Origin of the sequence: Pseudomonas alkylphenolica (genome assembly GCF_004025535.1) — a bacterium.
GTDB classification, from domain to species: domain Bacteria; phylum Pseudomonadota; class Gammaproteobacteria; order Pseudomonadales; family Pseudomonadaceae; genus Aquipseudomonas; species Aquipseudomonas alkylphenolica_A.
Map to the genome: position 1 here is coordinate 169,308 of NZ_QJRG01000050.1, position 25,150 is coordinate 194,457.

The 25,150-nt window shown below is 63.4% G+C and carries 19 protein-coding genes; 13 read left to right on the forward strand and 6 right to left on the reverse strand.

The genetic code is table 11. The features are described from left to right. Positions 1-48 precede the first annotated feature (48 nt). From DM813_RS27575 to DM813_RS27600, 6 genes are all read right to left on the reverse strand, one after another. A complete protein-coding gene (locus DM813_RS27575; RefSeq protein ID WP_128326571.1) occupies positions 49-873 on the reverse strand; it encodes an SDR family NAD(P)-dependent oxidoreductase in 825 nt (274 codons plus the stop codon). A gap of 26 nt (positions 874-899) precedes the next feature. Then, on the reverse strand, positions 900-1,316 hold the full coding sequence (locus DM813_RS27580) for a MaoC family dehydratase (protein WP_128326572.1): 417 nt from the start codon (positions 1,314-1,316) through the stop codon (positions 900-902). Positions 1,317-1,330: 14 nt separating this feature from the next. Continuing rightward, positions 1,331-1,771: a MaoC family dehydratase N-terminal domain-containing protein gene (locus DM813_RS27585; RefSeq protein ID WP_128326573.1), complete on the reverse strand. Its 441-nt coding sequence runs from the start codon at positions 1,769-1,771 to the stop codon at positions 1,331-1,333. A 29-nt stretch (positions 1,772-1,800) separates the two neighbouring features. After that, positions 1,801-2,985 carry a lipid-transfer protein gene (locus tag DM813_RS27590; protein ID WP_128326574.1) on the reverse strand — a complete coding sequence of 395 codons (1,185 nt, stop codon included), beginning with the start codon at positions 2,983-2,985 and terminating at the stop codon, positions 1,801-1,803. Positions 2,986-3,012: 27 nt separating this feature from the next. Continuing rightward, complete coding sequence (locus DM813_RS27595) at positions 3,013-4,113, reverse strand: acyl-CoA dehydrogenase family protein (RefSeq protein ID WP_241653264.1); 1,101 nt, start codon at positions 4,111-4,113, stop codon at positions 3,013-3,015. A 237-nt stretch (positions 4,114-4,350) separates the two neighbouring features. Next, complete coding sequence (locus DM813_RS27600) at positions 4,351-7,161, reverse strand: LuxR C-terminal-related transcriptional regulator (protein ID WP_128326576.1); 2,811 nt, start codon at positions 7,159-7,161, stop codon at positions 4,351-4,353. A 198-nt stretch (positions 7,162-7,359) separates the two neighbouring features. Here DM813_RS27600 and DM813_RS27605 point away from each other — a divergent pair, with 198 nt between their 5' ends. The 13 genes from DM813_RS27605 to DM813_RS27665 all read left to right on the forward strand — a co-directional run bounded on the left by DM813_RS27605 (position 7,360) and on the right by DM813_RS27665 (position 25,149). Further along, positions 7,360-8,514: a CaiB/BaiF CoA transferase family protein gene (locus DM813_RS27605; protein ID WP_128326577.1), complete on the forward strand. Its 1,155-nt coding sequence runs from the start codon at positions 7,360-7,362 to the stop codon at positions 8,512-8,514. 51 nt (positions 8,515-8,565) lie between these two features. Further along, positions 8,566-9,369: an enoyl-CoA hydratase/isomerase family protein gene (locus tag DM813_RS27610; protein ID WP_128326578.1), complete on the forward strand. Its 804-nt coding sequence runs from the start codon at positions 8,566-8,568 to the stop codon at positions 9,367-9,369. A 60-nt stretch (positions 9,370-9,429) separates the two neighbouring features. Next, positions 9,430-10,986 carry an acyl-CoA synthetase gene (locus tag DM813_RS27615; RefSeq protein WP_128326579.1) on the forward strand — a complete coding sequence of 519 codons (1,557 nt, stop codon included), beginning with the start codon at positions 9,430-9,432 and terminating at the stop codon, positions 10,984-10,986. Between the two features lie 4 nt (positions 10,987-10,990). Beyond that, entirely contained in the window at positions 10,991-12,523 is a 1,533-nt protein-coding gene (locus DM813_RS27620) for an acyl-CoA synthetase (RefSeq protein ID WP_128326580.1), read from the forward strand. 118 nt (positions 12,524-12,641) lie between these two features. Next, on the forward strand, positions 12,642-13,781 hold the full coding sequence (locus DM813_RS27625) for an acyl-CoA dehydrogenase family protein (protein WP_128326581.1): 1,140 nt from the start codon (positions 12,642-12,644) through the stop codon (positions 13,779-13,781). A gap of 29 nt (positions 13,782-13,810) precedes the next feature. Beyond that, a complete protein-coding gene (locus DM813_RS27630; RefSeq protein ID WP_128326582.1) occupies positions 13,811-15,022 on the forward strand; it encodes a lipid-transfer protein in 1,212 nt (403 codons plus the stop codon). Then, a complete protein-coding gene (locus DM813_RS27635) occupies positions 15,019-16,176 on the forward strand; it encodes an acyl-CoA dehydrogenase family protein (RefSeq protein ID WP_128326583.1) in 1,158 nt (385 codons plus the stop codon). Before DM813_RS27630 ends, DM813_RS27635 begins: the two co-directional genes overlap by 4 nt. 21 nt (positions 16,177-16,197) lie before the next feature. Next, positions 16,198-17,199, forward strand: a complete 1,002-nt coding sequence (locus tag DM813_RS27640; protein WP_128326584.1) for an acyl-CoA dehydrogenase family protein — start codon at positions 16,198-16,200, stop codon at positions 17,197-17,199. A 10-nt stretch (positions 17,200-17,209) separates the two neighbouring features. Next, the gene (locus tag DM813_RS27645) at positions 17,210-17,998 is read left to right on the forward strand and encodes a crotonase/enoyl-CoA hydratase family protein (protein WP_128326585.1); all 789 of its coding nucleotides are present in this window, start codon (positions 17,210-17,212) and stop codon (positions 17,996-17,998) included. Positions 17,999-18,165: 167 nt separating this feature from the next. Beyond that, positions 18,166-19,998, forward strand: a complete 1,833-nt coding sequence (locus DM813_RS27650) for a DUF1302 domain-containing protein (protein ID WP_128326586.1) — start codon at positions 18,166-18,168, stop codon at positions 19,996-19,998. Between the two features lie 44 nt (positions 19,999-20,042). Next, positions 20,043-21,410 (forward strand): DUF1329 domain-containing protein, encoded by a 1,368-nt coding sequence (locus DM813_RS27655; RefSeq protein WP_128326701.1) that lies wholly within the window; start codon positions 20,043-20,045, stop codon positions 21,408-21,410. Between the two features lie 131 nt (positions 21,411-21,541). Continuing rightward, positions 21,542-23,662 (forward strand): helix-turn-helix transcriptional regulator, encoded by a 2,121-nt coding sequence (locus DM813_RS27660; RefSeq protein ID WP_128326587.1) that lies wholly within the window; start codon positions 21,542-21,544, stop codon positions 23,660-23,662. 134 nt (positions 23,663-23,796) lie between these two features. Then, positions 23,797-25,149, forward strand: a complete 1,353-nt coding sequence (locus DM813_RS27665; RefSeq protein WP_128326588.1) for a coniferyl aldehyde dehydrogenase — start codon at positions 23,797-23,799, stop codon at positions 25,147-25,149. The last annotated feature ends 1 nt before the right edge of the window (position 25,150 follow it).

The following is a 25,150-nucleotide window of genomic DNA, read 5'->3' on the forward strand; positions in this document are numbered from 1 at the left end:
CCGGGATCGCGCCACCCGTATCAGGTGGCGCGACGCTTGCCGCACGGCTTACTGCAGGTTGCCGGCGACGGCAATGGTTTGCGCGGTGATGTAGTTGGATTCGGGCGAGCAGAACAGGTACACGGCGTCGGCCGCTTCCTGTGCGGTGCCCGGACGGCCAAGCGGGTTGCGTTGGGCGAACGATCTGGCCGCTTCCGGGCTGATGCCGACGCGGATGTCACGCCCTTCGATGTTCACGGTCGCACCGGCATGGGCGTCGGCGCAGGTCATGCGGGTTTCAATGAAGCCGAAAGCCACCGCGTTGACGTTGACCTTGAAGCGGCCCCACTCGCGGGCCAGCGCACGGGTCATGCCGATTACCCCGGCCTTGGCCGAGGAGTAGTTCATTTGCCCGGCATTGCCGTTAAGGGCAGACACCGAAGAAATGTTCACGACTTTGCGGAACACCTCGCGCTCCTGCGCCGCTTCAGCCTGGGCCTGGGCCTTGATGATCGGGTAGGCGGCGCGCAGGATGCGAAACGGTGCTGTCATGTGGCAGTCAAGGATCGCGTACCACTGCTCGTCGCTCATTTTCTGGATCACGTCGTCCCAGGTGTAACCGGCGTTGTTGACGATGATGTCGATGGCGCCGAAGTGATCCATGGCGGTCTTGACGTAGCGCTCACCAAAGTCCGGGGCGCTGACGTTTCCGTGGCACACAGCCGCTTCGCCACCCAGCTTGCGGATCAGTTCTGCGGTTTCGTGGGCCGGATCGGCATCCAGGTCGTTGATCACGATACGTGCGCCTTCGCTGGCCAGTTTCAGGGCGATCTGCTGGCCGATGCCGCGACCGGAACCGGTGACCAGTGCGACTTTGCCGTCGAGTTTTGCCATGGGGTGTTGCTCCTCAATAAGGGGGATTACAGGGCGATCACGGCGTCACCAACGATCTTGGTCTCGCCGTATTGATTGGTGGTACTCACTTCAACCTTGATGCGTTGCTCGCCTTGCGCTTCAAAGCGCTCGATCACGGTGCCGGTGCAGGTGATCTGGTGGCCCAGGTGGGTAATGCCGAGAAAGCGCACGCCGAACTCGCGCAACTGGCGCTGGTCCACCCACTGCGTGAGCAGGCGGCCCAGGTAGGCCATCGACAGCATTCCGTGGGCGAACACATCGGCCATGCCGGCCTTGCGTGCGTAATCGGTGTCGATATGAATGGCGTTGTGATCGCCCGAAGCGCCAGCGAACAACGCCAGGGTGGTGCGGTTGATCGCCGGCAGGGCGAGGGGCGGCAAGCTCTCGCCGACCTTGATTGTTTCGAGGCAGGTAGCGTTCATCAGGGTTCTCCGTCTTAGCCGTTGCGCTGCACAAGCACGCTGCGCAGGTCCGCGACGTGTTCACCGTGCTGGTTGGTGACGCGGGTTTCGCGCACCACGAATTCCAGGGCACCGCCTTTTTTGTCGTAGATGTCGGCGATGCGTACATCGAAGCGCAGCGTGTCACCGGCGTAGGCCATGCGGTGGTAACGGAACGACTCTTCGCCGTGGAGGACGCGCGCGGTGACGATGCCCAGCTCATCGCGCCAGGCATTGGACGGGATCTGGAACTCCAGCGAGAACAGAAAAGTCGGCGGCAGTGGCAGGTTGGGGTGACCGGCGTCGCGAGCGGCCTGCTCGTCGAAATAGATCGGGTTGGTTTCCCCCGTGGCCTTGGCGAAAAAGCGCAATTGCCCGGCTTCGGCGGTGGCGAGGAAGGTAGGCAGTTGCTTGCCAATGTGTTTCTTGTCGATCATCTGGATGGCTCCTTTACAGGCCGGGCGCGTCAGTTTTTCTGGTACACGGTCACCACGCAGGCGCCGCCCAGGCCGAGGTTGTGCTGCACGGCGATGCGTGCGTTCTGTACCTGGCGCTGCGCGGCGGTGCCACGCAACTGGTGGGTCAGTTCAAAGCACTGGGCAAGGCCGGTGGCACCCAGCGGGTGGCCCTTGGAGAGCAGGCCGCCGGAGGGGTTGGTGACCCATTCGCCGCCATAGGTGTTGTCGCCGTCGCAGACCAGTCGCTCGCCAGCACCTTCGGCACACAGGCCCAGGCCTTCGTAGGTCAGCAGTTCGTTCTGGGCGAAGCAGTCGTGCAATTCGATGACGTCGATGTCTTTAGGGCCAATGCCGGCCTGGTTGTAGGCGATGTCGGCGGCCATGCGTGTCATGTCGAAGCCGACCACGCGGATCATGTCGTTGGCGTCGTAGGTGCTGGGCAGGTCGGTGGTCAGCGCCTGGCCTGCAATCAAGACATCGGTGCGCAGGCCGTGTTTCTTCGCGAACGCTTCGGAGACCACGATGGCTGCTGCGGCCCCGCATGTAGGCGGGCAGGCCATCAGGCGGGTCAGTACTCCTTCCCAAAGCATCGGCGCGGCCAGAACTTCTTCGCTGCTGACGACATTGCGAAACACCGCCAACGGGTTGTTGGCCGCGTGGCGGCTGGCCTTGGCGCGGATCTTGGCGAAGGTGTCGAGGCGGGTACCGTACTTTTGCATGTGCGCATAGCCGGCACCGGCAAACTGGCGAATGGCGGTCGGCAGGTCAGGCATGCCCACCAGTTCGTTGGTCAGCTTCAGTGCACGCTCGGTGGCCGGGGCGCGGTCGCTCCAGGCCGACTTCAGGGCACCCGGGTTCATTTGCTCGAAACCGAACGCCAGGGCGCAGTCCACAGCACCGCTGGCCACGGCCTGGCGCGCCAGGAACAGTGCCGATGAGCCGGTGGCGCAGTTGTTGTTGACGTTGACCAGCGGTATGCCGGTCATGCCCACGCGGTACAGCGCCTTCTGCCCGCAGGTGGAGTCGCCGTAGACATAACCGGCATAGGCCTGCTGGATGTCATTGAAATCCAGGCCGCAATCAGCCAGGGCCTGACGGATTGCCTGCTCGCCCATGACGTCGTAAGGCTCGTTGGTGCCCGGCTTCTTGAACTGGATCATGCCGACGCCGGCCACAAATACGTGTTGGCTCATCGTAGTTTTCCTTGTTGTTTTGAGGGTTCAGAGCTTGCGCGCGATCAATTCACGCATGACTTCACTGGTGCCGCCGTAGATACGGTTGACGCGCATGTCAACGAAGGCGCGGGCAATCGGGTACTCGAGCATGTAGCCGTAGCCGCCGTGGAGCTGGACCATGTCGTCGAGGCACTTCCACAGGGTTTCGGTGGTGTGCAGCTTGGCGATCGCGGCTTCTTCGAGGGTCAGGCGCCGGCGCATGTGTTCGCCCAGGTAGTAATCGACCATCACCCGCAGGGCGCAGGCCTGGGCCTTGATGTCGGCAAGCTTGAATTTGCTGTTCTGGAAGTCCCACACGGTCTGGTTGAAGGCCTTGCGCTCCTTCACGTAGTCGAGGGTCTGTTCCAGCAAGCGCTCAAGCTTGGCGGCGGCGGAGATGGCGATGGAAAACCGTTCCTGCGGCAGCTCACCCATCAGGTAGGTGAAGCCCTGGCCTTCTTCCCCGAGGCGGTTGGCCAGCGGTACGCGAACATTGTCGAAGTACAGCTCGGCGGTATCGGCCGCGTGCTGACCGACCTTCTCCAGTTTGCGCCCGCGCTTGAAGCCGGCACGGCTGGCTTCCACGGCGATCAGGCTGATGCCCTTGGCGCCGGCGGCCGGATCGGTCTTGCACACAACGATCACCAGGTCAGCGGTCAGGCCGTTGCTGATGAAGGTCTTGCTGCCGTTGATCACATAGTCGTCACCGTCGCGCACAGCCGTGGTGCGCACGGCTTTCAGGTCACTGCCGGTACCGGGCTCGGTCATGGCGATGGCAAGGATGATTTCGCCGGAGCAGATGCCCGGCAGCCACTTCTGCTTCTGTTCTTCGTTGCCGCAGCGGTTGATGTACGGGGCAATCACATCGGAGTGCATGCCGAAGTAGGCGCCACTGACCCCGGCCCGGGCAAACTCCTCGTTGAATACTGCACAGTGGCCGAAATCGCCACCGCCACCGCCGTATTCGGTCGGCAGGGTGATGCCCAGCAAGCCTTCGCGCCCGGCTTTGAGCCAGGTTTCGCGGTCGACCTGGCCGGCTTTGTTCCAGGCGGCCTGGCGCGGCAGACATTCGCGCTCGAAAAATCGGCGTGCGGTAGTGCGGAACATCTCATGGTCGTCGCGGAAAACGGTTCGGGCGATATGCACGCAAGACTCCTCAGTGATCACGGGCCGGCTGTGCGGCCAGGCGCGAGTTGCGCCGTTGAACTGAGGGTTACGATAGGCTGGGGTACACAGGGCGAACGCCACCCGAGGTGGGTGGCGGGGCAGGGAACTCGCGGTCGTCGCAGCCCTTGTGGGAGCTGGCAAAGCCTGTGATCGAGCGCGAAGTGGTGGAAAATTCGCCTACACGGGCCCTGAACCGCTTTGCGATTCAAGATCGCGCACACGCGCTACTGCTTCATCGCGGCTGCTGACGCCGAGCTTGCTGTAAATATGGCTCAAGTGCCATTTCACGGTTTCCGGAGACAACCCCAGCGCGCGGGCGATCTTCTTGTTGGGCAGGGCCTGTGCGAGCAGTCGGACCACTTCGATTTCACGCTCGCTCAATGGCTCCATGCCGCTGGTCAGCGCCTTGCTCGGCGTTGCCGGGGCAGCTTTTGTTGTCGGAACGGCTGGTGCTTTCACCTGCGCTTCCTGCAGCCGTTCAACGTAGAACGCCAGTACCGGGTCCAGTGTCTCCCGGCTGGCGATTTCACTGATCAACGCCAAGGCATTGGGGTGGGCATCAAGCAGGCTGCGCAGCAAACCGAAGCGTTGCCCGCGACGCAAGGCTTCAAGCACCTTGTCTCGCGCCGCCTGGGTGTTACCGCGCTGGGCTTCGATCACCGCGCTGAGCACCAGCAGGCGCACCGTACCGAGCTGGCGGCGGTGCACTTCGCAGAGTTCAATCAAGTGTTCAATGCGCGCCAGCGCGCCATCCAGATCGCCTTCATGCAGCTGCCAGCGCGCCCGCGCATTTTCAGTGAGGATGCGAATTTCCTTGAGCGCGGTATGCCCGACATCCGGGTGACGGGCATCAATGGCTTCCAGGCGCAACAGTTTGGCGTGTGCCTGCGCAGGCTGCCCGAGCATGATCAGCCAGCGGATTTGCCAGGTCAGGCTGTAGGCCTGCAGGCGCTCAAGCCCCAGCTTGATCGCGTACTCATCGAGGCGTTCGACATAGGCCAGGGCTTCCTGATGATTGCCTGCCATCCACTGCACGTGCCACAACACCTGCATCACGCGTAGCACCGAGTCGGGAATGGAGATCCGCTCAAGAATGTCGACCCAGCCCGACAGCAGTTTGAACGCGCCATCGACATCGTTGGTTTCGTAGAGCACTTCACCCAGCAGGGCCACAGAAAGGTATGTCGCGTCGGCACCGGCTTTGCCGCACTGCGTGGCTTCGTGCATGACATCCCGGTAAACCCGCTCCGCCAGCTTCATCTGGCCTTCCAGCGCGTGGCTCAAGCCGAGCATGCAGCGGCCCTGAAGGCTGCCAGCGGTGGTGCCCAGCAGGGGCTCGCCATTGATCAGCAACATCGGCCGCTCGAGTTGCACCTGGCGCGCCTGTTCGTATTCGCCCCGATGCATGTACAGCCAGGAAAGGATATTGGCGCAGGAACCCAGCGCCACGGCGTTGCTGCCAGGGGGAGGGTTGAGCAACTGTGGCAGCACGGTCATCGCCGCGTCGGTGTCATCGCGCTGCAGGGCAAGTGAGGCGCGCAGCAAGGCGATCATGAAGCGGTCATGGACATCGCTCTCGGGCACGTCCCTGAACAGCTGATCCAGGCTCTGGATACAGCCCGTGAAATCCCGTGCATAGAGCTGCATCCGGGCCTTGAGAATGCGCAGTTTTACCCGTGCCTGCACTTGCTCGACCGGCAACAGGCGAACCAGTTCAATGAGCATGCGCAGATCGCCATGGGCATACAGCGATTCGGTGTGCTGTTCCACAAGGTCGGCGGCAGCGTCGGGGTCGCCGGACATGACCGCATGATGCACCGCTTCATCCAGGTGCTGGTGCTGACCAAACCAGGCCCAGGCCCGAGCGTGCACGGCCTGTTGTTCGGTCTGGCTGCGCGAGTCGAAATACTTGAGCAGGGTTTCCCGCAGCAATGGGTGCAGCCGGTACCAGGTCTCGCGCTCGGGGCTGTCTACCGGAATCAGGAACAGGTTGTCGCGTTCAAGGTGTGCAAGCAGCGCATTGGCGTCGTGGACGGCCTGCGGGTTGCCGCTCAGGGCCGCGCACAACGAGGCGCAAAAGCGGTTGCACACGGCCATGAGCAGCATCAGGTCGAGGTCGGTCGGTGACAGATGCGACAACACCTCGACTTCAAAGAAATCGGCAAACGCCTTGTCGTCCCGCACCTGCGCCTGGCTGGCGGCGGCGGGGCGGTTCTTCTTGCGGCTGACAGCCAGCAGTTGCAGGCCGGCCACCCAGCCATCGGTCAGCTCATGCATTTGCCTGGCGTCGCGGGCGTCGATCTGGCCCAGTTGGGCGTTGAGAAACTGCTCGGACTCGGCGGGCGTGAAGCGCAAGTCGCGCAGGTTCAGCTCCAGCACCTGTTCCTGACTGCGCAGACGTGCCAGCGACAGCGGCACGGCGCTACGAGACACCAGGGCCAGGTGCAGGTTGACCGGGGCGTAATCAAGCAGCCATTGCAAGGCCTGGTGAATGCCGACGTCGGTCAGGTGATGGAGGTCGTCGAGCACCAGCACCAGTTCCCGGCCACGGCTGGCAATGCTGCGTACCAGGGTGATAACGGTGCGCTCGACGGCTTCGCTATCGATGCCGCGACCTTCGAGCTGGGTGGCTTCGTGGACCAGGCCCGGATCGATCTGACCGAGGCTGGCCAGCAGGTAGTCGATAAAGCGCGTCAGCTCGTTGTCGTCGGCAGACAGCGTCAACCAGGCCACGTCAAAGCCTAGCGGCATCAGCGCCTGACGCCAGGCAATCAGCGTCGAGGTTTTGCCGCAGCCTGCCGGCCCCTTGAGCACGATGCAGCGCTGACGGCGTGCCCTGAGCATCTGCTCCTGCAGGCGTTCCCGGGAAATCAGCCGCCCGGTACTGCGCGGCGGGATCAGTTTGCTGCTGACGATCGGCGACTGGGCCGGATTCAGGACCGGGCGTGTGGGCGTGTCCGAGGCTGTGGGCTTACGGGGTTTGTCCATGGGGCTGTCCGAATCTTTTTTATTTTGAAGGTGCACTGAACCCGGACGAGTGTAACCCACCGTCGGCAAGACAGAACCCTGTGTTCGGCTTTCGCCACCCGATGCGGGTGGTCGACGCCAGCGTTGCGGTTGATTAACTGGGCGGCACAACAATAGGGGTGCTGCCTGGCGCTCCGTCAGATCAATGGAGCGGCGGCAATGGGTGTATTGAGCGGCATTCGAGTGGTGGAGTTCGCGGCAATCGGCCCGGCGCCTTTTGGCACGATGTTGCTGGCCGACATGGGCGCCGACGTGGTGCGCATCGACCGACCGCAGGCACCGAGCGACCTGGGCCCGAAGCTGGAAGGCAAGCGTGTCGATGTGACCGGGCGCAACCGTCGCTCGCTGACGCTGGACCTCAAGTCCCCGCAAAGCGTTGCGGCGGCGCTGGAACTGATCGAGCGCGCCGACGTATTGATCGAAGGCTTTCGTCCGGGCACCCTGGAACGCCTGGGGCTTGGCCCCGAGGTAGCCCTGGCACGCAATCCGCGGCTGGTGTATGCGCGCATGACCGGTTGGGGCCAGACCGGGCCAATGGCCGAGCGTGCCGGGCATGACCTGAACTACATCGCCCTGTCCGGTGTGCTGTCGGCCATCGGTCCGGCCGGCGGCCGTCCGGTGCCGCCGCTGAACCTGGTGGGCGATTACGGCGGAGGCGGCATGCTGCTGGCCATGGGCGTGCTGGCGGCGCTGTTGAATGTGCAGCGTGGCGGTGCCGGGCAAGTTGTCGATGCCGCAATGACCGAAGGTGCGGCACAGTTGGGGTCGGCGATCTGGGGGCTGCTGGCTGGCGGTGACTGGCAGGAACAGCGTGGCAGCAACCTGCTCGATGGTGGCGCGCCGTGGTACGACACCTATGAGACCGAGGATGGCCTGCACATGTCGATCGGGCCGATAGAGTCGCGGTTCTATGCGCAGATGCTGGAGATCCTCGGGCTGGCGGACGCCGACCTGCCGCACCAGCATGACCGCGCCGGTTGGCCGCGCCTGCGTGAGGCGTTCACCGCCGCCTTCCTTGGCCGTACCCGCACACAGTGGGCCGAGGCCTTTGCCGCCAGCGATGCCTGCGTGGTGCCGGTGCTCGGCCTTGCCGAAGCTGCCGATCATCCCCACAGTCGGGCCCGCGGCAGCTTCATCGAGGTCGATGGCGTGGTACAGCCGGTTCCTGCCCCGCGTTTTCTTGGCACCCCTTCGGCGCAGCCGCGACCCGCCCCGCAACGCGGCGAGCTGGGTCATGCGGCATTGCGCGACTGGGGCTTCGACAGCGTTGCCATCGAGCGTCTGCAGGCGTCAGGCCTGGGTTTCAAAGCCTGATAGCGCAGCCGTGAACACCCCCTGGAAGTCCCGCAGCGCTGGAGTTAGGCCATGACCATTCAGTTCAAAATCATCAACCACGTGGCACTGATCACGCTCGATGCGCAGCCGTTGAACAACGCGCTCACCGTCAGCGACCTGATGCACCTGCGCAAGACCCTGGTGGCCTGCCAGGATGATGAGCAGGTCCGCGTCATTGTGCTCACCGGTGCCGGAGATCGCGCGTTCTGCTGCGGTGGCGCTCACCGCGAACCGCTGCTGGCAGCTCAAGGCTACGTTGCCGGCGCGATGAAAAGCCGCGAAACCGAAGCCGAGGAGGGCGGTTACGCCCGACTGTTCGACTTCACTGATCTGGAAATCTGGAAACCGGTGATCGCCGCGGTCAATGGTGCCTGCCTGGGTGGCGGACTGGAGCTGGCGCTGCAGTGCGATGTGCGTATCGCCACGGCCAGCGCCATATTCGGCTTGCCTGAAGTACATGAGGCCAGCATTCCGGCCGCCGGTGGCGTGCAATACCTGCTGCGCGCGGTGCCAGCGGCCCATGCGATGAAAATTGCCCTGAGCGGCGAGCCGATCGACGCCGAGCATGCCTTGCGCATTGGCCTGGTCAGCGATCTGGTAACCCGCGACCAACTGCTGCCGTGCGCCCTGGAACTGGCTGAGCGCATTGCCGCCAACGGGCCACTGGCGGTGCAATCGATCAAGCGTCTGGCGGTGCAGACGGCTCACTTGTCTTCCCGGGAGTTCGTTGCCCAGGCCCATCTTTACTGGGGGCTGCTGCGAGACAGCAACGACCTTGCCGAAGGGCGTGCAGCGCTTGCCGAGAAACGCCCGCCCAAATACACCGGTGCCTGATAGCGCCTCCCACCGTTGTGTTCTTCCTTGCCCGACAACAATAATTTTCAGGAGAACCCCATGTACCTCACTCAAGGCCTGCACCATGTGCTGCAGCAACGCCCTCATTCCCTGGCAACGGTGTTTCGCGGTCGACGCCACACCTACGCCCAACTGGCCGAGCGGGTGGCGCGCCTGGCAGGTGCGCTGCAGCAGCTGGGTATGCACAGCGGCGACCGGGTCGGCCTGCTCGCACTGAACTCCGACCGCTTTCTTGAATACTACCTGGCCACCTGGTGGGGCGGCGGCGTGGTCAACCCGGTCAACATTCGCTGGAGCGTGGCAGAAATTGTCTACTCGCTGGACGACTGCGACACCCGCGTCCTGATGATCGACGACAGTTTCCTGCCCATGGCCGAAGCCATCGCCGGCAGTGCCAAGGTGCGACCCCTGCTGATTCATGTTGGCGACGGTCCAGCTCCCGAGGGCATGCTTTCGTACGAACAGCTGATCCACGACACTGCACCGGTCGGCGATGCCTTTCGCGGTGGCGACGACCTCGCCAGCATCATGTACACCGGCGGCACCACGGGGCGGCCCAAAGGTGTGATGCAGTCGCACATGAACCTGTGGTCGGCGGCCGTGGCGCGGGCTGCCGATGTGCCGGTGCCGGCCGATGCCTTGACCCTGCACATTGCGCCGATGTTCCACCTTGCGGCGTTGTCACGGGTGATCCTGATCTCGTTGCTGGGACTGCCCGCCGTCTTTGTGCCGGCGTTCGAGCCGCTGGACGTGATGCAGACCATCGAGCGCGAGCGCATTACCGACATTCTCATCGTACCGACCATGATCCAGGCGTTGATCATGCACCCGGACTTTGCCCGCTACGACCTCGGCTGTCTGCGCGACCTGACCTACGGCGCTTCGCCGATCGCCGTGCCGCTGCTGGAACTTGCCCTCAAGGCATTGCCGAACGTGAGGTTCACCCAGGGTTACGGGATGACCGAAGCGGCGCCACCCATCAGCGCCAACGGCCCGGAAAACCATGGCCCTGAAGGCATCGCCAATGGCCGCCTGCGTTCTGCCGGGCGCCCGGGGCTGGGGGTGATGGTGCGCATCGTCGACGAACATGACAACGAAGTGCCCCGGGGCACGGTCGGTGAAGTGGTGGTACGCGGCCCGAACATCATGCTCGGTTACTGGAACAAGCCCGAGGAAACCGCCCAGGTGCTGCGTGGCGGCTGGATGCACACCGGTGACGGTGCCTACATGGACGAGGACGGCTACCTGTACATCGTCGACCGCTTCAAGGACATGATCGTCAGTGGGGGCGAAAACGTGTACTCCGGCGAAGTCGAAAGTGCCATTGCCAGTCATCCTGCCGTGGCTGCCTGTGCGGTGATCGGCATTCCCTGCCAGCAATGGGGCGAAGCGGTGCACGCGGTGATCGTCCTCAAGGCCGATCGCCAGGCGCTGGGTGCCGAGATCATTGAACACTGCCGCCAGCAGATTGCCGGTTACAAGACGCCGAAGTCGGTCGAGTTTCGCGCTGCCTTGCCGCTGTCGGGCGCCGGCAAGGTGCTCAAGCGGGATTTGCGCGAGCCTTACTGGGCTGGCAAGGACCGAGGGGTGAGCTGAGTCCATGTACATGACCCAATGCCTGCAGCGCATGCTGCAGCAGGACCCGGAGCATACCGCGACGGTTTTTGCCGGGCGCCGGCAGACCTACCGCCAGTTTGGCCGGCGCGTGGCGCGCCTGGCCGGTGCATTGCAACACCTGGGCATGGCAGCGGGTGACCGGGTCGGCATGCTGGCGTGCAATTCAGATCGCTACCTTGAATACATCATGGGGGTGTGGTGGGGCGGCGGGGTACTCAACCCGGTCAACATCCGCTGGAGCGTGGCGGAAATCGTCTATTCGCTGGACGATTGCGCCACCGGTATCCTCATCGTCGACGCGCACTTTGCGCCGATGGCCGAGGCCATCCGCCAGAGCGCCCGCCAGGCGCCGCTGTTCATTTATGCGGGGGACGGCGAAGTGCCGCCGGGCATGCTCGGTTTCGAGCAGTTGATTGAGCAGGCAAAGGCAGTTGACGATGCCGGCCGTGGCGGTGACGACCTGGCCTGCATCATGTACACCGGCGGTACCACCGGGTCGCCCAAAGGGGTGATGCAATCCCACTTGAACCTGTGGTCGGCGTGCATGCCGCGCATGGTCGATATGCCGCCGATACGCGGCGGACGGCTGCTGCACGTGGCGCCGCTGTTCCATGTTGCCGGTATGGCGCGTGCACTGATTCAGTTTCTGGCCGGCGAAAGCCATGTGCTGGTGGCAGGCTTCGATGCCGGGCAGGTACTACAGGTGATCGAGCAGGAGCGAATCACCGAGACACTGTTGGTACCGACCATGATCCTTGCCCTGTTGGCCCATCCGGACATTGACCGCTACGACCTCGGCAGCCTCAAACGCCTGACCTACGGTGCCTCACCCAGTGCCGGCGAGATGGTCGAGCAGGTGCTGGCACGCTTTCCCGACATTGAGCTGTCGCATTCATACGGCCTGACCGAAGCCTGCCCGGTGGTCTCAAGCAATCTGCCCTGGAACCACACGCCGCAAGCGCGCAAGTGTGGCTTGTCGCGCTCGGTCGGGCGCGGCGGGCTGGGCGTGAATGTAAAGATCGTTGACCCTCAAGGCCACGAGGTGCCGCGTGGCACGGTGGGCGAAATCATTGTGCGCGGGCCGAACATCATGCTCGGCTACTGGAACCGTCCCGAAGAAACCGCCCGGGCCTTGCGTAACGGCTGGCTGTACACCGGCGATGCGGCGTACATGGACAAGCAGGGGTACCTGTTCATTGTCGACCGCCTCAAAGACATGATCGTCAGTGGCGGCGAGAACGTGTATTGCGCCGAGGTGGAGAACGTCCTTGCGCGCCACCCGGCGGTGGCGCAGTGCGCTGTCATCGGCATCCCCCATGCGCAGTGGGGCGAAGCCGTGCATGCGGTGGTGGTCCTCAAGCCGGGTGCTAAAACCGACGCTGAGCAATTGAAGGCCCATTGCCGCGCCTACATTGCCGGCTACAAATGCCCCAGGAGCGTGGCGTTTCGCGACCAACTCCCGCTTTCCGCTGCCGGCAAGGTCCTCAAGCGCGAGCTGCGCAAACCCACGCTATAGAGGTCGCCCGCCACCCGGTATCGCTACCCGATCCGGGTGGCTTCAAGACCTGCCCCCCTCAATACATTGGACTCACATACCAGGCGGACAGCCGCCTGGCCAGCCACTGGAGAGTCCGATGCACATCAACCGTACCGTTTACCGTGAAGACCATGAAATGCTGCGCGAAACCGCGCGCCGCTTCTTCGAGCGCGAGTGCCTGCCCAAACAGGCGCAATGGGACGAAGACGGGCAGGTCGACCGGGAAACCTGGCTCAAGGCCGGCCGCCACAACCTGTTGTGCCTGACCGTGCCGGTCGAATACGGCGGCGGCGGTGGCGACTTCGGTCACTCGGCAGTGCTGATTGAAGAGCTGTACCGCGCCGGTGTTTCGGGCTGGAGCCTGGGCGTGCATTCGGACATCGTCGCGCCATACATCGTGCGCCTGGGCACCGAAGCGCAGAAACAGCAATGGCTGCCGAAAATCTGCAGCGGTGAAACCGTGCTGGCTGTGGCCATGACCGAGCCGGGTACCGGCTCCGACCTCAAGGCGATCCGCACCACGGCAGTGCGCGACGGTGACGAGTGGGTCATCAACGGCAGCAAGACCTTCATCAGCAACGGCCTGACCTGCGACATGGTCGTGGTGGTGTGCAAGACCGACCCGAGCGCCGGCGCCAAGGGCTGCAGCCTGATCATGGTCGAGTGCGACCGCGAAGGCTTCCGTCGGGGCAACAAGCTGGAAAAGGTCGGCCAGGCAGCTGCCGACACCGCCGAACTGTTTTTCGACAACGTGCGGGTGCCGGTGGGCAACCTGCTCGGTGAAGAAAACAAGGGCTTCATGCACCTGATGGAGGAGCTCCCGCAGGAGCGTCTGGTGATTGCGCTGTACAGCGCCGCGAAGCTTGAGCGCCTGCTGGAGCAGACCATCGAGTACGTCAAGGACCGCAAGGCCTTCAACCAGACGGTGTGGGACTTCCAGAACACCAAATTCAAACTCGCCGACATCAAGGCCCAGGCCACGGCCGTGCGGCTGACCATCGACCACTACATCAGCGAGCACATGCGCCGGCGCCTCACCGTGCAGGAGTCGGCAATCGCCAAGCTGCTGGCCACCGAAACCTTGTGCAAGTGCATTGACGACATGGTCCAGCTGCACGGCGGCTACGGCTACATGCTGGAGTACCCGATTGCCCGTGCCTTCGTCGACATGCGGGTGACCCGCATTTTCGGCGGTACCAGCGAAGTGCTGCGCGAGTTGATCGCGCGCCAGTTGTGATCTTTCCCCCCTCATTTTCAGGTGACAGCATGAGCGAAAAAGTACTGGTGGCCGGCGTTGGCATGATCCCGTTCAGCAAGCCGAGCGCCAGCCCGACCTATGTGCAGATGGGCGCCGAAGCCGTACGGCGTGCCCTGGCCGATGCGGGTATCGATTACACCCTGGTCCAGGAGGCCTACGCCGGTTACGTCTATGGCGATTCCACCTGCGGCCAGACCGTGCTCTACGAAGTCGGCATGACCGGCATTCCGGTGGTCAACGTCAACAACAACTGCTCCACCGGCTCCACGGCGCTGTATCTGGCACGCAAGGCGATCGAATCCGGTTCGGCCGATTGCGTGCTGGCGGTGGGTTTCGAGCAGATGCAGGCCGGGGCGCTGAAGTCCCATTGGGACGACCGGCCGCCGACCCGCGAACGCTTCCTGCCGATCCTGCGCGGGCTGACCGCCGATGTGGGTGCCGACATGGCGCAAGCCCTGCGCACCTTCGGCGGTGCCGGGCGCGAGTACATGCAAAAGTACGGTACACGTATGGAGACCTTCGCTGCCGTGCGTGCCAAGGCCAGCCGCCATGCCGCGAACAATCCGCTGGCACTGTTTCGCAAGGTATTGAGTAGCGAAGAAGTGATGGCTGACCCGGTGCTGTGGCCGGGAGTGATGACCCGTTTGATGGCGTGCCCGCCAACCTGTGGTGGTGCTGCCGCGATCCTGGTGTCGGAGCGCTTTGCGAAAAAGCATGGACTGCGCCGTGACGTGCAGATCGTCGCCCAGGCCATGACCACCGATACGCCTGAGTCCTTCAATTTCGAAAAGCCGTCGATGCTCGATTGGGTCGGCACCCACATGACCCGAGCGGCGGTCGACCAGGTGTATCAGAAAGCCGGTGTCGGCCCGCAGGACATCGATGTCTGCGAACTGCACGACTGCTTCGCACAGAACGAAGTCATCTGCTACGAGTCACTGGGATTTTGCCCCGAGGGTGGCGCAGAAAAGTTCGTGATGGACGGCGACAACACCTACGGCGGGCAGATCGTCATCAACCCGTCCGGAGGCCTGCTTTCCAAGGGCCACCCACTGGGCGCCACCGGGCTTGCGCAGTGCTACGAACTCACCCAGCAACTGCGCGGCAACGCTGACCAGCGCCAGGTTGACGGTGCGCGCCTGGCGATGGCGCACAACCTCGGGCTGGGTGGCGCCTGTGTCGTGACGCTGTATGGCAAAGTCAACGGAGGTGACCTGTGAGCAGCCTGCTCGATGCCTTCCGCCTGACCGCGTTACCCGCGCATGCCGAGGCCTTCCGCGCTGAAGTGAAACGCTTTCTGCGTGACCACCTGCCCACCGTGTCGGCCGATGTGCGGGCACGCAGCTGGACCGGGTTCGACGCAGCCTTCAGTCGCAAGCTGGCGCAGCGCGGCTGGGTCGGCTTGACCCTGCCCAGCGCCTATGGTGGCGCGGGGCTGGATGCGTTCAGCCGCTTTGTGCTGGTCGAAGAACTGCTGGCTGCCGGCGCTCCGGTCGCAGCGCACTGGATCGCCGACCGCCAGAGCGGGCCGCTGATCCTCAAGTTCGGCAGTGAGGCGCAGAAAGATTTCTACTTGCCGCGCATCTGTGCCGGCCAGGCGTTTTTCTGCATTGGCATGAGCGAGCCCAATGCCGGCTCCGACCTTGCCAGCGTGCGCAGCCGCGCCACGCCCGGCGAAGGCGGTTGGCGCCTGAACGGGCGCAAGATCTGGACCACCAATGCCCACCATGCTGACTACATGATCGCCCTAGTGCGCACCAGCGGCGCCCCCGAGGACCGTCACCACGGGCTGTCGCAGTTCATCATCGACCTCAAGCAGCCGGGCATCAGTGTGCGGCCGATCCTTGACCTTGCCGGTGATGCGCATTTCTCCGAAGTGGCCTTTGACGATGTACTGCTACCACACGAGGCGCTGGTGGGCGAGGAGGGCAGTGGCTGGAAGCAGGTCAACGCCGAACTGGCCTTCGAGCGCAGCGGCCCGGAGCGTTTCTATTCCAGCGTAGTACTGCTCGACCTTTGGGCCGACACCTTGCGCCGCCACGGCGCCAGTGCCGCCGAGACCGCCTTGTTGGGCAGCTTCATTAGCCAACTGGCGAGTTTGCGCAGCCTGTCGGTGGCGTTGACGGCATTGCTGGCCCGGGGTGAAAGCCCGGTGGTGGAGGCCGCCCTGGTCAAGGACATCGGCACCGAGTTCGAACAGTCGATTCCGGCGGCGATCGCTGCGGCGATCAGCGCCGCGCCAGACACACCGATTGACGACGAGCTGTACCGCACCGTTGCCTACCTGAACCAGGTTGCGCCGACCTTCTCGTTGCGTGGCGGCACCCGGGAAATCTTGCGCGGCATGATCGCCCGTGGCCTTGGCCTGCGCTGATATCGAAGAGGAAAGATCGTCATGTTCACTGAAGCAATTGAAAAAATTCTTGCTGACCTATGTACGCCGGCACGCGTCCGTGCGGTGGAAAACGGCGACGGCGCACTGGCGCTGTGGCGCGCCCTGGAGGACGGCGGATTCCTTCAGCTGCTGACGCCGGAGTCGCAAGACGGTGCGGGGCTGTCGCTGGCTGCGTTGTTCCCCGTGTTGCTTGCTTTCGGTCGCCATGCATTGCCGGTGCCGGCGGCCCAGAGCATCGCCGCACGGGCGTTGATGCAGGGCTGCTCGCAGCAGCCACCGGCCGGCATGCTGAGCCTGGCCGGCAGCAGTCACAGCGATGCCGAGGGTGGCGTGTGCGTGCCGCGATTGGCCTACGGCATGCTCGCCGGGCATGTCCTGGTAAACCGCGGCGGCGACCTGCTGCTGCTCGATTGCAGCCTGGCCCGGCGCGAGCCTGTGGGTGTCCATGCCAGCCAGTGCGCCACGCTGTACTGGCCCAGGGACGCTGTCGGTACGCCGCTGGGCAGCAACGGCGAAGCGGTGCGTCTGTTCGCCGCGGCGATTCACGCAGCGAGCATGGCCGGTGCCATGGAGCGGGTACTGGACATGACGCTCGCCTACTGCAACGACCGGATCCAGTTCGGCAAGGCCATTGGCAAGTTCCAGGCCGTTCAGCATCAGCTCAGCGTGATGGCCGAACAGGTGGCTGCTTCACGCATGGCGGCCGAACTGGCCTTTGCCTCTGAACAAGCGGTTCCGGCAATGATCCCGGTGGCCATCGCCAAGGCGCGCACCAGCATGGCCGTGCCCCGGGTTACTGCCACGGCCCATGCCTTGTTTGGCGCTATCGGCGTGACCGAGGAACTGGACCTGCAGCTGTTCACCCGACGCTTGCACGAGTGGCGTGTCAGCGAAGGGTCGGAAACCTGGTGGAACGGCCAGGTAGGGCAGGCACTGCTGGCGCAACCACACATGACAGCCTGTGAATTCGTGCGCCATGTCACCGAATCGACCATCGCCTGAGGAGGCATCCGTGAGCAATTTTCTGAAGTATGAGCAAGCGGGTCATGTCGTCACCCTGACGATGAATGACCCGGAGCGGCGCAATCCATTGACCGGCAACAGTGCCGTAGCCGAGTTTCTTGAGGCCATCGAGCGGATCGAGCGCGACAGCAGCGTTCGCGCGGTAATCATTACCGGTGCCGGCAGTGCGTTTTGCTCAGGTGGTAACGTGCGCGACATGGAGCGCTACGGGCAAATGTCGGGGATGGCGTTGCGTCAGGAGTATCGCACCGGCATCCAGCGCCTGCCGTTGGCGCTGTTCAATCTGGAAGTGCCGGTGATCGCCGCGGTGAATGGCGCGGCCATTGGCGCCGGCCTTGATCTGGCCTGCATGTGCGATATCCGCGTGGCCTCTGAAAACGCCCGGTTTGCCGAAAGCTTCGTCAAACTGGGGATTATTCCCGGTGACGGCGGTGCATGGTTGTTGCCGCGCATTATCGGCCTGTCCCGGGCCACCGAGCTGACCCTGACCGGGCAGATGATCGATGCCCGCCAGGCTGAGCAATGGAACCTGGTGTCGCGGGTGGTGCCGCCCGAGCTGTTGCTCGAGAGTGCTCGCGAGATCGCTGCAGCCATTGCCGAAAACCCGCCCCATGCGGTGCGCCTGGCCAAGCGCCTGTTGCGCGAAGCCTTGCATACCCGGCTCGACACACTGCTGGAAATGTCCGCGACCTTTCAGGTGCTGTCGCACCAGACCGCGGATCACCGCGAGGCCGTAGCAGCGTTTATCGAGAAGCGTCCGGCGACTTTCACCGGTTGAGTGTCACCGCACGTAACGTCCGCTGCGCACCCCGCGCAGCGGGTTGTTACACCCTCGAACAGCAGACGAAAAACACTTCATCCAAATCACCCGTTCGGGTGTGAGGGCCTCACCGCAGCCTCGCTAGCATGAGCGCTCACCACGTCATTCTTTACCGGGGAAACCGCATGACAAAAACAACAATGCGCGGCGTCTTTCAGCCCAGCCTGCTGGCGGTAGCCGTGATGGTTGCCTCCTGTGCGAGCCACCAGGCGCAGGCTGTCGATTTTGCGATTGGCGAGATTCAGGGGTCGTTCGATTCATCGCTGTCAATCGGGGCCAGCTGGTCGACAGCCGATCCCGACAAGCAGTTCATCTCCAACTTCAACTCCCAGGGTGTCAGCGGTGGCGAGTCCGCTTCGCGCACCACCGACGACAACCGCTTGAACTTCAAAAAGGGCGAGACCTTCTCGAAGATCTTCAAGGGCGTGCATGACCTGGAGCTGAAATACGCCGACAGCGGTGTGTTCGTACGGGGCAAGTACTGGTACGACTTTGAACTGATGGACGAAAGCCGTCCGTTCTACGACATCGATGATGCGGGGCGTGACCGCGCTGCCAAATCGTCCGGGGCGATGTTCCTCGACAGCTTCATCTACCACAACTACACCCTTGGCGATCAGGTCGGTAATGTGCGCCTGGGCAAGCAGGTGGTGAGCTGGGGCGAGAGCACCTTTATCGGTAACTCGATCAACAGCATCAACCCGATTGACGTGGCCGCCTTGCGTCGCCCCGGCGCCGAAGTCAAAGAAGGTCTGATTCCGGTCAACCTGCTCTACGTGTCCCAGGGCATGGCCGACAACATCACCGCCGAAGCGTTCTACCAGCTGGAGTGGGACAAATCGGTGGTCGACAACTGCGGCACCTTCTTCGGCAGCGATGGCGTGCCGCAAGGCTGCAACGACCGCCTGGTAGTCGCCGGGCTGGACCTGCCGCCTGGTGTGGCGCGCAACACCGGTGGAGCGGCCGCGGTCGCTGCGGGCACCGACAATGCCTTCATTCCACGCCTGAAAGACAACGATGCCCGCGACAGCGGCCAGTATGGCGTGGCCCTGCGCTGGTATGTTCCGGAGGCGAACGACACCGAGTTCGGCGCCTATGCGATGAACTATCACAGCCGCAACCCGTACCTGAGCATCAACCAGATGACCAGTGCGGCAGGTGGCGTGACCTCGGCGCGCAGCGTGCGCTACTTCATCGACTACCCGCAAGACATCCGCCTTTACGGCCTGAGCTTCCAGACCAACGTGTCTGGCATGGCACTGGGCGGCGAAGTCAGTTATCGGCCGAACATGCCCTTGCAACTCAACACCGCAGACCTGCTGTCGGCAGGCACCTTTGGCGCCACCTCGCCACTGATCACCAGCGGCTTTGCCGGCCGCACGCTGGGCGCCCAGGTCAATGGCTACAAGCGCATGCCGGTTACCCAGGCGCAGGTCACGGCAACGCAGTTTTTCGACCAGGTGTTGGGCGCCAGTCGTCTGACCCTGGTGGGCGAGGTCGGCTACAACCACATCAATGGTCTGGGCAAGGCCGATGGCTCCGACCTGCGCTTCGGGCGCAGCCCGGCCTTCGGTTCCGGCGAGCTGCAGGGCGCAGCCGGGGCAGCAACCTGCCGAGGAACGGCGGCGGGCACGCCAACGGCGAGCAACCCGGCGCAGGAGTGCAACGACGACGGCTTCTATACCAGCAACAGCTGGGGCTACCGCCTGCGCGGCAAGCTCGATTACCAGAACGTGGTCGCCGGCATCAACCTGTCGCCCAACCTGGCCTGGTCCCATGACGTCCAAGGCTATGGCCCGAACTTCGATGAAGGCTCCAAAGCAGTCAGCGTCGGCGTCGATGCCGACTACCTGAACACCTATACCGCCAGCCTCAGTTACACCAACTACTTCGATGGCGATTTCAACACCAACGTCGACCGTGACTTCGTTGCGCTGAGCTTCGGCGTGAATTTCTGATGCAACTCTGCCCCCAGAGGTACCTGGAAATGACTCATTTCACTATCAATGCACGTACGATCCTGCGCGCTGGCGCGCTGAGCCTGTCGCTGCTGGCCAGCGCGGTCATGGCGGCGGTATCGCCCCAGGAAGCCGCCCAGCTGGGCACTACCCTGACGCCGTTGGGGGCCCAGAAAGAGGGCAACGCCAGTGGCAGCATTCCGCCCTGGACCGGGGGCTTGAAACCCGGTGCGGCGCCGCTCGACAACGGCTTTCTCGGTGATCCGTTTGCCGCAGACAAACCGCAAATGATCATCACTGCGGCCAATGCCGAACAGTACAAGGACAATCTGACGCCGGGGCAACTGGCTATGTTCAAGCGTTACCCGGATAGCTACAGGATTCCGGTGTACAAGACGCAACGAACCGCAGCCGTGCCACAGAACATTTATGACCTCGCGAAAAAGAGTGCGGTAACCACCGAGCTGACGCCGGACGGCAACGGTCTGCTGAACTTCTCGCAAACCCGCTATTACCCGTTCCCGATTCCGAAAAACGGTGTCGAGGTCTACTGGAACCACGCCAACCGTTACCGCGGTGGCAACATGGAACGCCAGGCGGCCCAGGCGGCCCCGCAAACCAACGGTTCGTACTCCATCGTCGAATACGTGGACAAACTGGCCTTTCCGCAATTGATGGAAGGGGTCGAAGGCGGGCAGGGCGACAACGTCCTGTACTACTACAAGCAGGAAATCACCGCTCCGTCGCGCATGGCCGGCAGTGTGATCCTCATTCACGAAACCATCGACCAGGTGAAGGAACCACGCCTGGCGTGGGTCTACAACGCCGGTCAACGCCGGGTACGCCGGGCTCCTCAGGTGGCCTATGACGGCCCGGGCAGCGGCTCGGACGGCATGCGCACCGCCGACAACACCGACATGATGAACGGCGCTCCGGATCGCTATGACTGGAAACTGGTCGGCAAAAAGGAGCTGTACATCCCGTACAACAACTACAAGCTGCAGTCGCCAGCGCTCAAGTACGACGAGATTATCAAACCGGGGCACATCAACCAGGACCTGACCCGCTATGAGCTACACCGGGTGTGGCACGTCGAGGCGACATTGAAGCCGGGTCAGCGTCATATCTACGCCAAGCGCGACATGTACTTCGACGAAGACACCTGGCAGCTGGCCGAGGTCGACCACTACGACGGCCGTGGCCAACTGTGGCGGGTGGCGGAAGGTTATGCGATCAACGACTACGAACGCGGCGCGCCCAACTTCGCCATGCTCGGAATTTATGACCTGATGGCCGGTCGTTACAACGTCCTGGCAATGACCAACCAGTCCCGGCATGCCACTACCTATGGCATGAGCGCGAAAATGAACGACTTCACCCCGTCGGCACTGCGCAACGCCGGTATCCGCTGACCGTTGGTCTTAATCACAACGCCCTGTTCGCAGGGCGTTGTGCGATCAACGGGCGACCACCTGATGTGGGTGGCGCGTAACACGCAGGCGAAGCCAATGATGGTCACCTCACTCTATCAGCGAGGTGCGCCATGTTTGTACCACGGCCGCATTTGTGCGACTTACTCAGGCGCGAGCAGCGCCGCCTGCAACTGCTCTGTGCGCCTGCAGGTTACGGAAAGACAGTGCTGCTGCGCCGCTATGTGCAGGACCTGCCATCGTCCACCAGGGTGGTCTGGCTGGACCTGGAAGGGCAGGCGCCGAGTTTGCTGGAGTTGATCAGGATCCTGGCCGGTGAGCTGGGGCTGGCTGCCGAGACATCACCTGAAGCCCTGTTGGTGTATCTGGCTGCCACGGGCCGGGCAGTCCAGGCCACAGACGACGATCACATCCGCCTTCGCCTGGTCTTCGACGACCTGCCAGGTGTTATGCCTGCGGACCTCAACCGCTGGTTCGACCAACTCTTGTGCCTGCACAACCCGCACCTGCAGCTACTGGTCAGCTGTCGCCAGCGCCCCGACTGGAACCTGCCGCAACTGATGCTCACGGGTGAACTGCTGGAGCTGGACGCCCGGCAACTGGCACTGCGCCCTGATGAGTTCGATGCCCTGGTTGCACTGATCGCGCCTGAATCCGACACGGCATGGAGGGAAAACCTCTGGCATCAGACCGGCGGGTGGTGTGCCGGTGTTCGCTTGCTGCCCGCGTCATTGCTCGGTGCCTACCTTGAGCGCGAGCTGCTCCAGCGTCTGGGCGATGAACAACGGGAAATGCTTTACGGTCTGGCCCATTTGTCCAAGGCCAGCGCCGAACTTTGCGAGCAACTCTGGGAAGGGCAGCAAGGCGCGCACGTGTTTGGTGGCCTGGTGGCAGCCCAGGCCTTTTTGTTTCCTATCGATAATCAGCCGGGCTGGTTTCGCTTGTTGCCGGCGGTGGCGCAGGCACTGCAACCGCACCTCAGTGGTGCACCCTTGCTACGGCTGCGCTTGCGTGCCTGTCAGCGGCTCAATGTACTGGGGCAGGTCGATGATGCCGTCGAGCAGGCACTCAGTGCCGATCGGCCGGAAGTGGCGGCCAGTTACATGGAGCGCTTGTGGCTGAGCTGGATTTTGGCCGAGCGGCACCTGGGCCGGTTCATGGACTGGCGTGAGCGTATCGAGCCGCAGCTGCTGCAGAGTAGCCCGCGGCTGATCTACCTGTGCGCTAAGGCCCTGGTGTTCAGTGGACGGCTGGAAGAAGCCGAGGACTGCCTGCAACGGCTCGGGCAGTTTTTGCCGCTGCCCGAGCCGCAGCGCAACCGGCGCCTGCTGGCGAACTGGCAGGCGCTGTATGGCACCCTCCAGGCGATCCGAGGCAACCTTGATCCGGCGCGCGAGCATTGCCTCGACTCACTGCCGGCACTCACGGCACAGGACTGGCTGTCGGTGCTGTTGTGCCATTGCACCCTGGCGCGCATTGCCATGCAACGCGGCGAACTGCAGGAGGCCCACAGGCTGCTGGAACAGTCGCTGGAGCTTGCCCGGCGCCAGGGCAGTCGCGACGCCGAGGTGCTGGTGAACACCGACCGGGTGCGCTTGCTGCTGCTTCAGGGCCGGCTGAGCCTGGCACAGGCGGTATTGCGCAACGAGTGTGCGTACCTCAAAGGTGCCAACACCCAACCCAATCCCTTGCTGGGCCGCTTGCTGTTTATGCACGGCGAACTGTTGCTGCTGCAGGGGCGCGGCGATGAGGCCGAGCAGGTCTTGCAGAACGGGCTGTTGCAGGTACGCGACGTGTGCGCTCCGTTTGTGCTGGCGGCCTACTTGCTGTTGTCCGAGTGTGCCGCGCGCAAGGGGGAGGCCGACAAGGCGCAGCTGCTGCTTTACGACGGCGAGCGTCGCATGCAATGGGCAAAAATCGACACGGCCTGCTTCCAGGGGCCTATTGCTGCGCAGCAAGCACGCAACCAGGCCTTTGCGCAGGGCAAGGCTGCTGATGCTGCGCCGCCGGCCCAGGCCGCTGGCGTAGCGGATTACCAGGATGACCTGACCCCTCGGGAAGTGTCGGTGCTCAAGTTGCTGGCAGAAGGCATGTCGGTGCGTGAAGTCGGCCATCGCCTGTTCATTTCGGAGAACACGGTGAAAAGCCATGCCAAGAACATCAACGTCAAGCTGGGTGCGTGTCGCCGTACCCAGGCCATCAACAGCGCCAAGGCCATGGGCATTCTTGCCTGAACCAGCCGTTTGCACCCACCCACCACCTGATCCGGGTGGCGGCGCGACGTCGGGCGATGGTCAACCATGCGGCCATCCCCGACGCACGGCTGCGCACTTGCACTGGCGTCCAGACAACCACAAGAGAGGTAGTGATGAGCGCCATCGAAAGCTGGACCGGCACCGACATCCGCACGATCCTGGACAAACAGCGGACGGCCTTCCTGGCCAATGAACCCTGGACGGCGGAGCAACGCTGCGAACTGCTCGACCGGGCGATTGGCCTGCTGGTCAACCACGAACAGGCGTTCATCGAGGCGCTGACGGCTGACTTTGGCCATCGCAGCCCGAGTTTCTCGAAGGGTAGCGAAGTGCTGTCGCCGCTGGCCACGCTCAAGCAGACCAAGGCGGAACTGGCCGAATGGATGCGCCCGGAGCAGCGCAAGGCCCGGGGTGGCGAGGCGTGGGTTCAGTACCAGCCGCTCGGCGTGGTGGGTATCGTCACGGCCTGGAACGTGCCGGGCTATATGGTTTTCAGTGGCCTCGCCGGCGCCCTGGCGGCGGGTAACCGGGTGATCATCAAGCCCTCGGAGTTTACCCCTCACACTTCGGCACTGATCGCCCGCCTGCTGCGTTCGGTGTATGCCGAGGACGAAGTGGCGGTGGTGCTTGGCGGGGCCGAGGTTGGCCAGGCGTTTTGCGCCCAGCCGTTCGACCATTTGCTCTTCACCGGTGCCACCAGCATCGGCAAGCACGTGCTGCGTGCCGCGGCTGAGCACCTGGTGCCGGTAACCCTTGAACTGGGCGGCAAATCACCGACCATCATCTCGCGCAGCGCCGACCTCAAGGAGGCGGTGGCCAGAACCGTGGTCGGCAAGTTGCTCAACAGCGGCCAGCTGTGTGTGGCGCCAGACTACGTGTTCGTTCCGCGTGAGTCGGTGGAGGCGTTCATCCACATCGCCAGAGCGGTGGTCGCCGGCTTCCTGCCGACGCTCAAGGACAATCCCGAGTACACCGCAATCATCAATACCCGCCATTACCAGCGGTTGCAGGGGTACCTGAGCGAAGCGCGGGCGGCCGGTGTCGAGCTGATCGAACTGAATCCGGCCAATGAGGATTTAACCACCGCGACACACAACAAGATTGTGCCGACTTTGCTGCTCAACCCGGGCGACAACCTGCAGGTGATGCAGGACGAAATCTTCGGTCCGCTGCTGCCGATCAAACCTTACGACAACATTGCCGAAGTGATCGCCCAGGTCAATGCCCGGCCACGGCCGCTGGCGCTGTACTACTTCGGCCAAGATGCCGACGAGCAGGCCCGGGTACTGAGCCGCACCTGCTCTGGCGGCGTGACCCTGAACGGGGTCATGAGCCATGCCAGTAGCGAAGGCCTGCCATTCGGCGGCGTCGGCCAGAGCGGTATGGGTGCCTATCACGGTATCGACGGCTTCCGCACCTTCAGCCATGCCAAAGCGGTACTGCGTACTGCACCAACCCCAGCCTGAG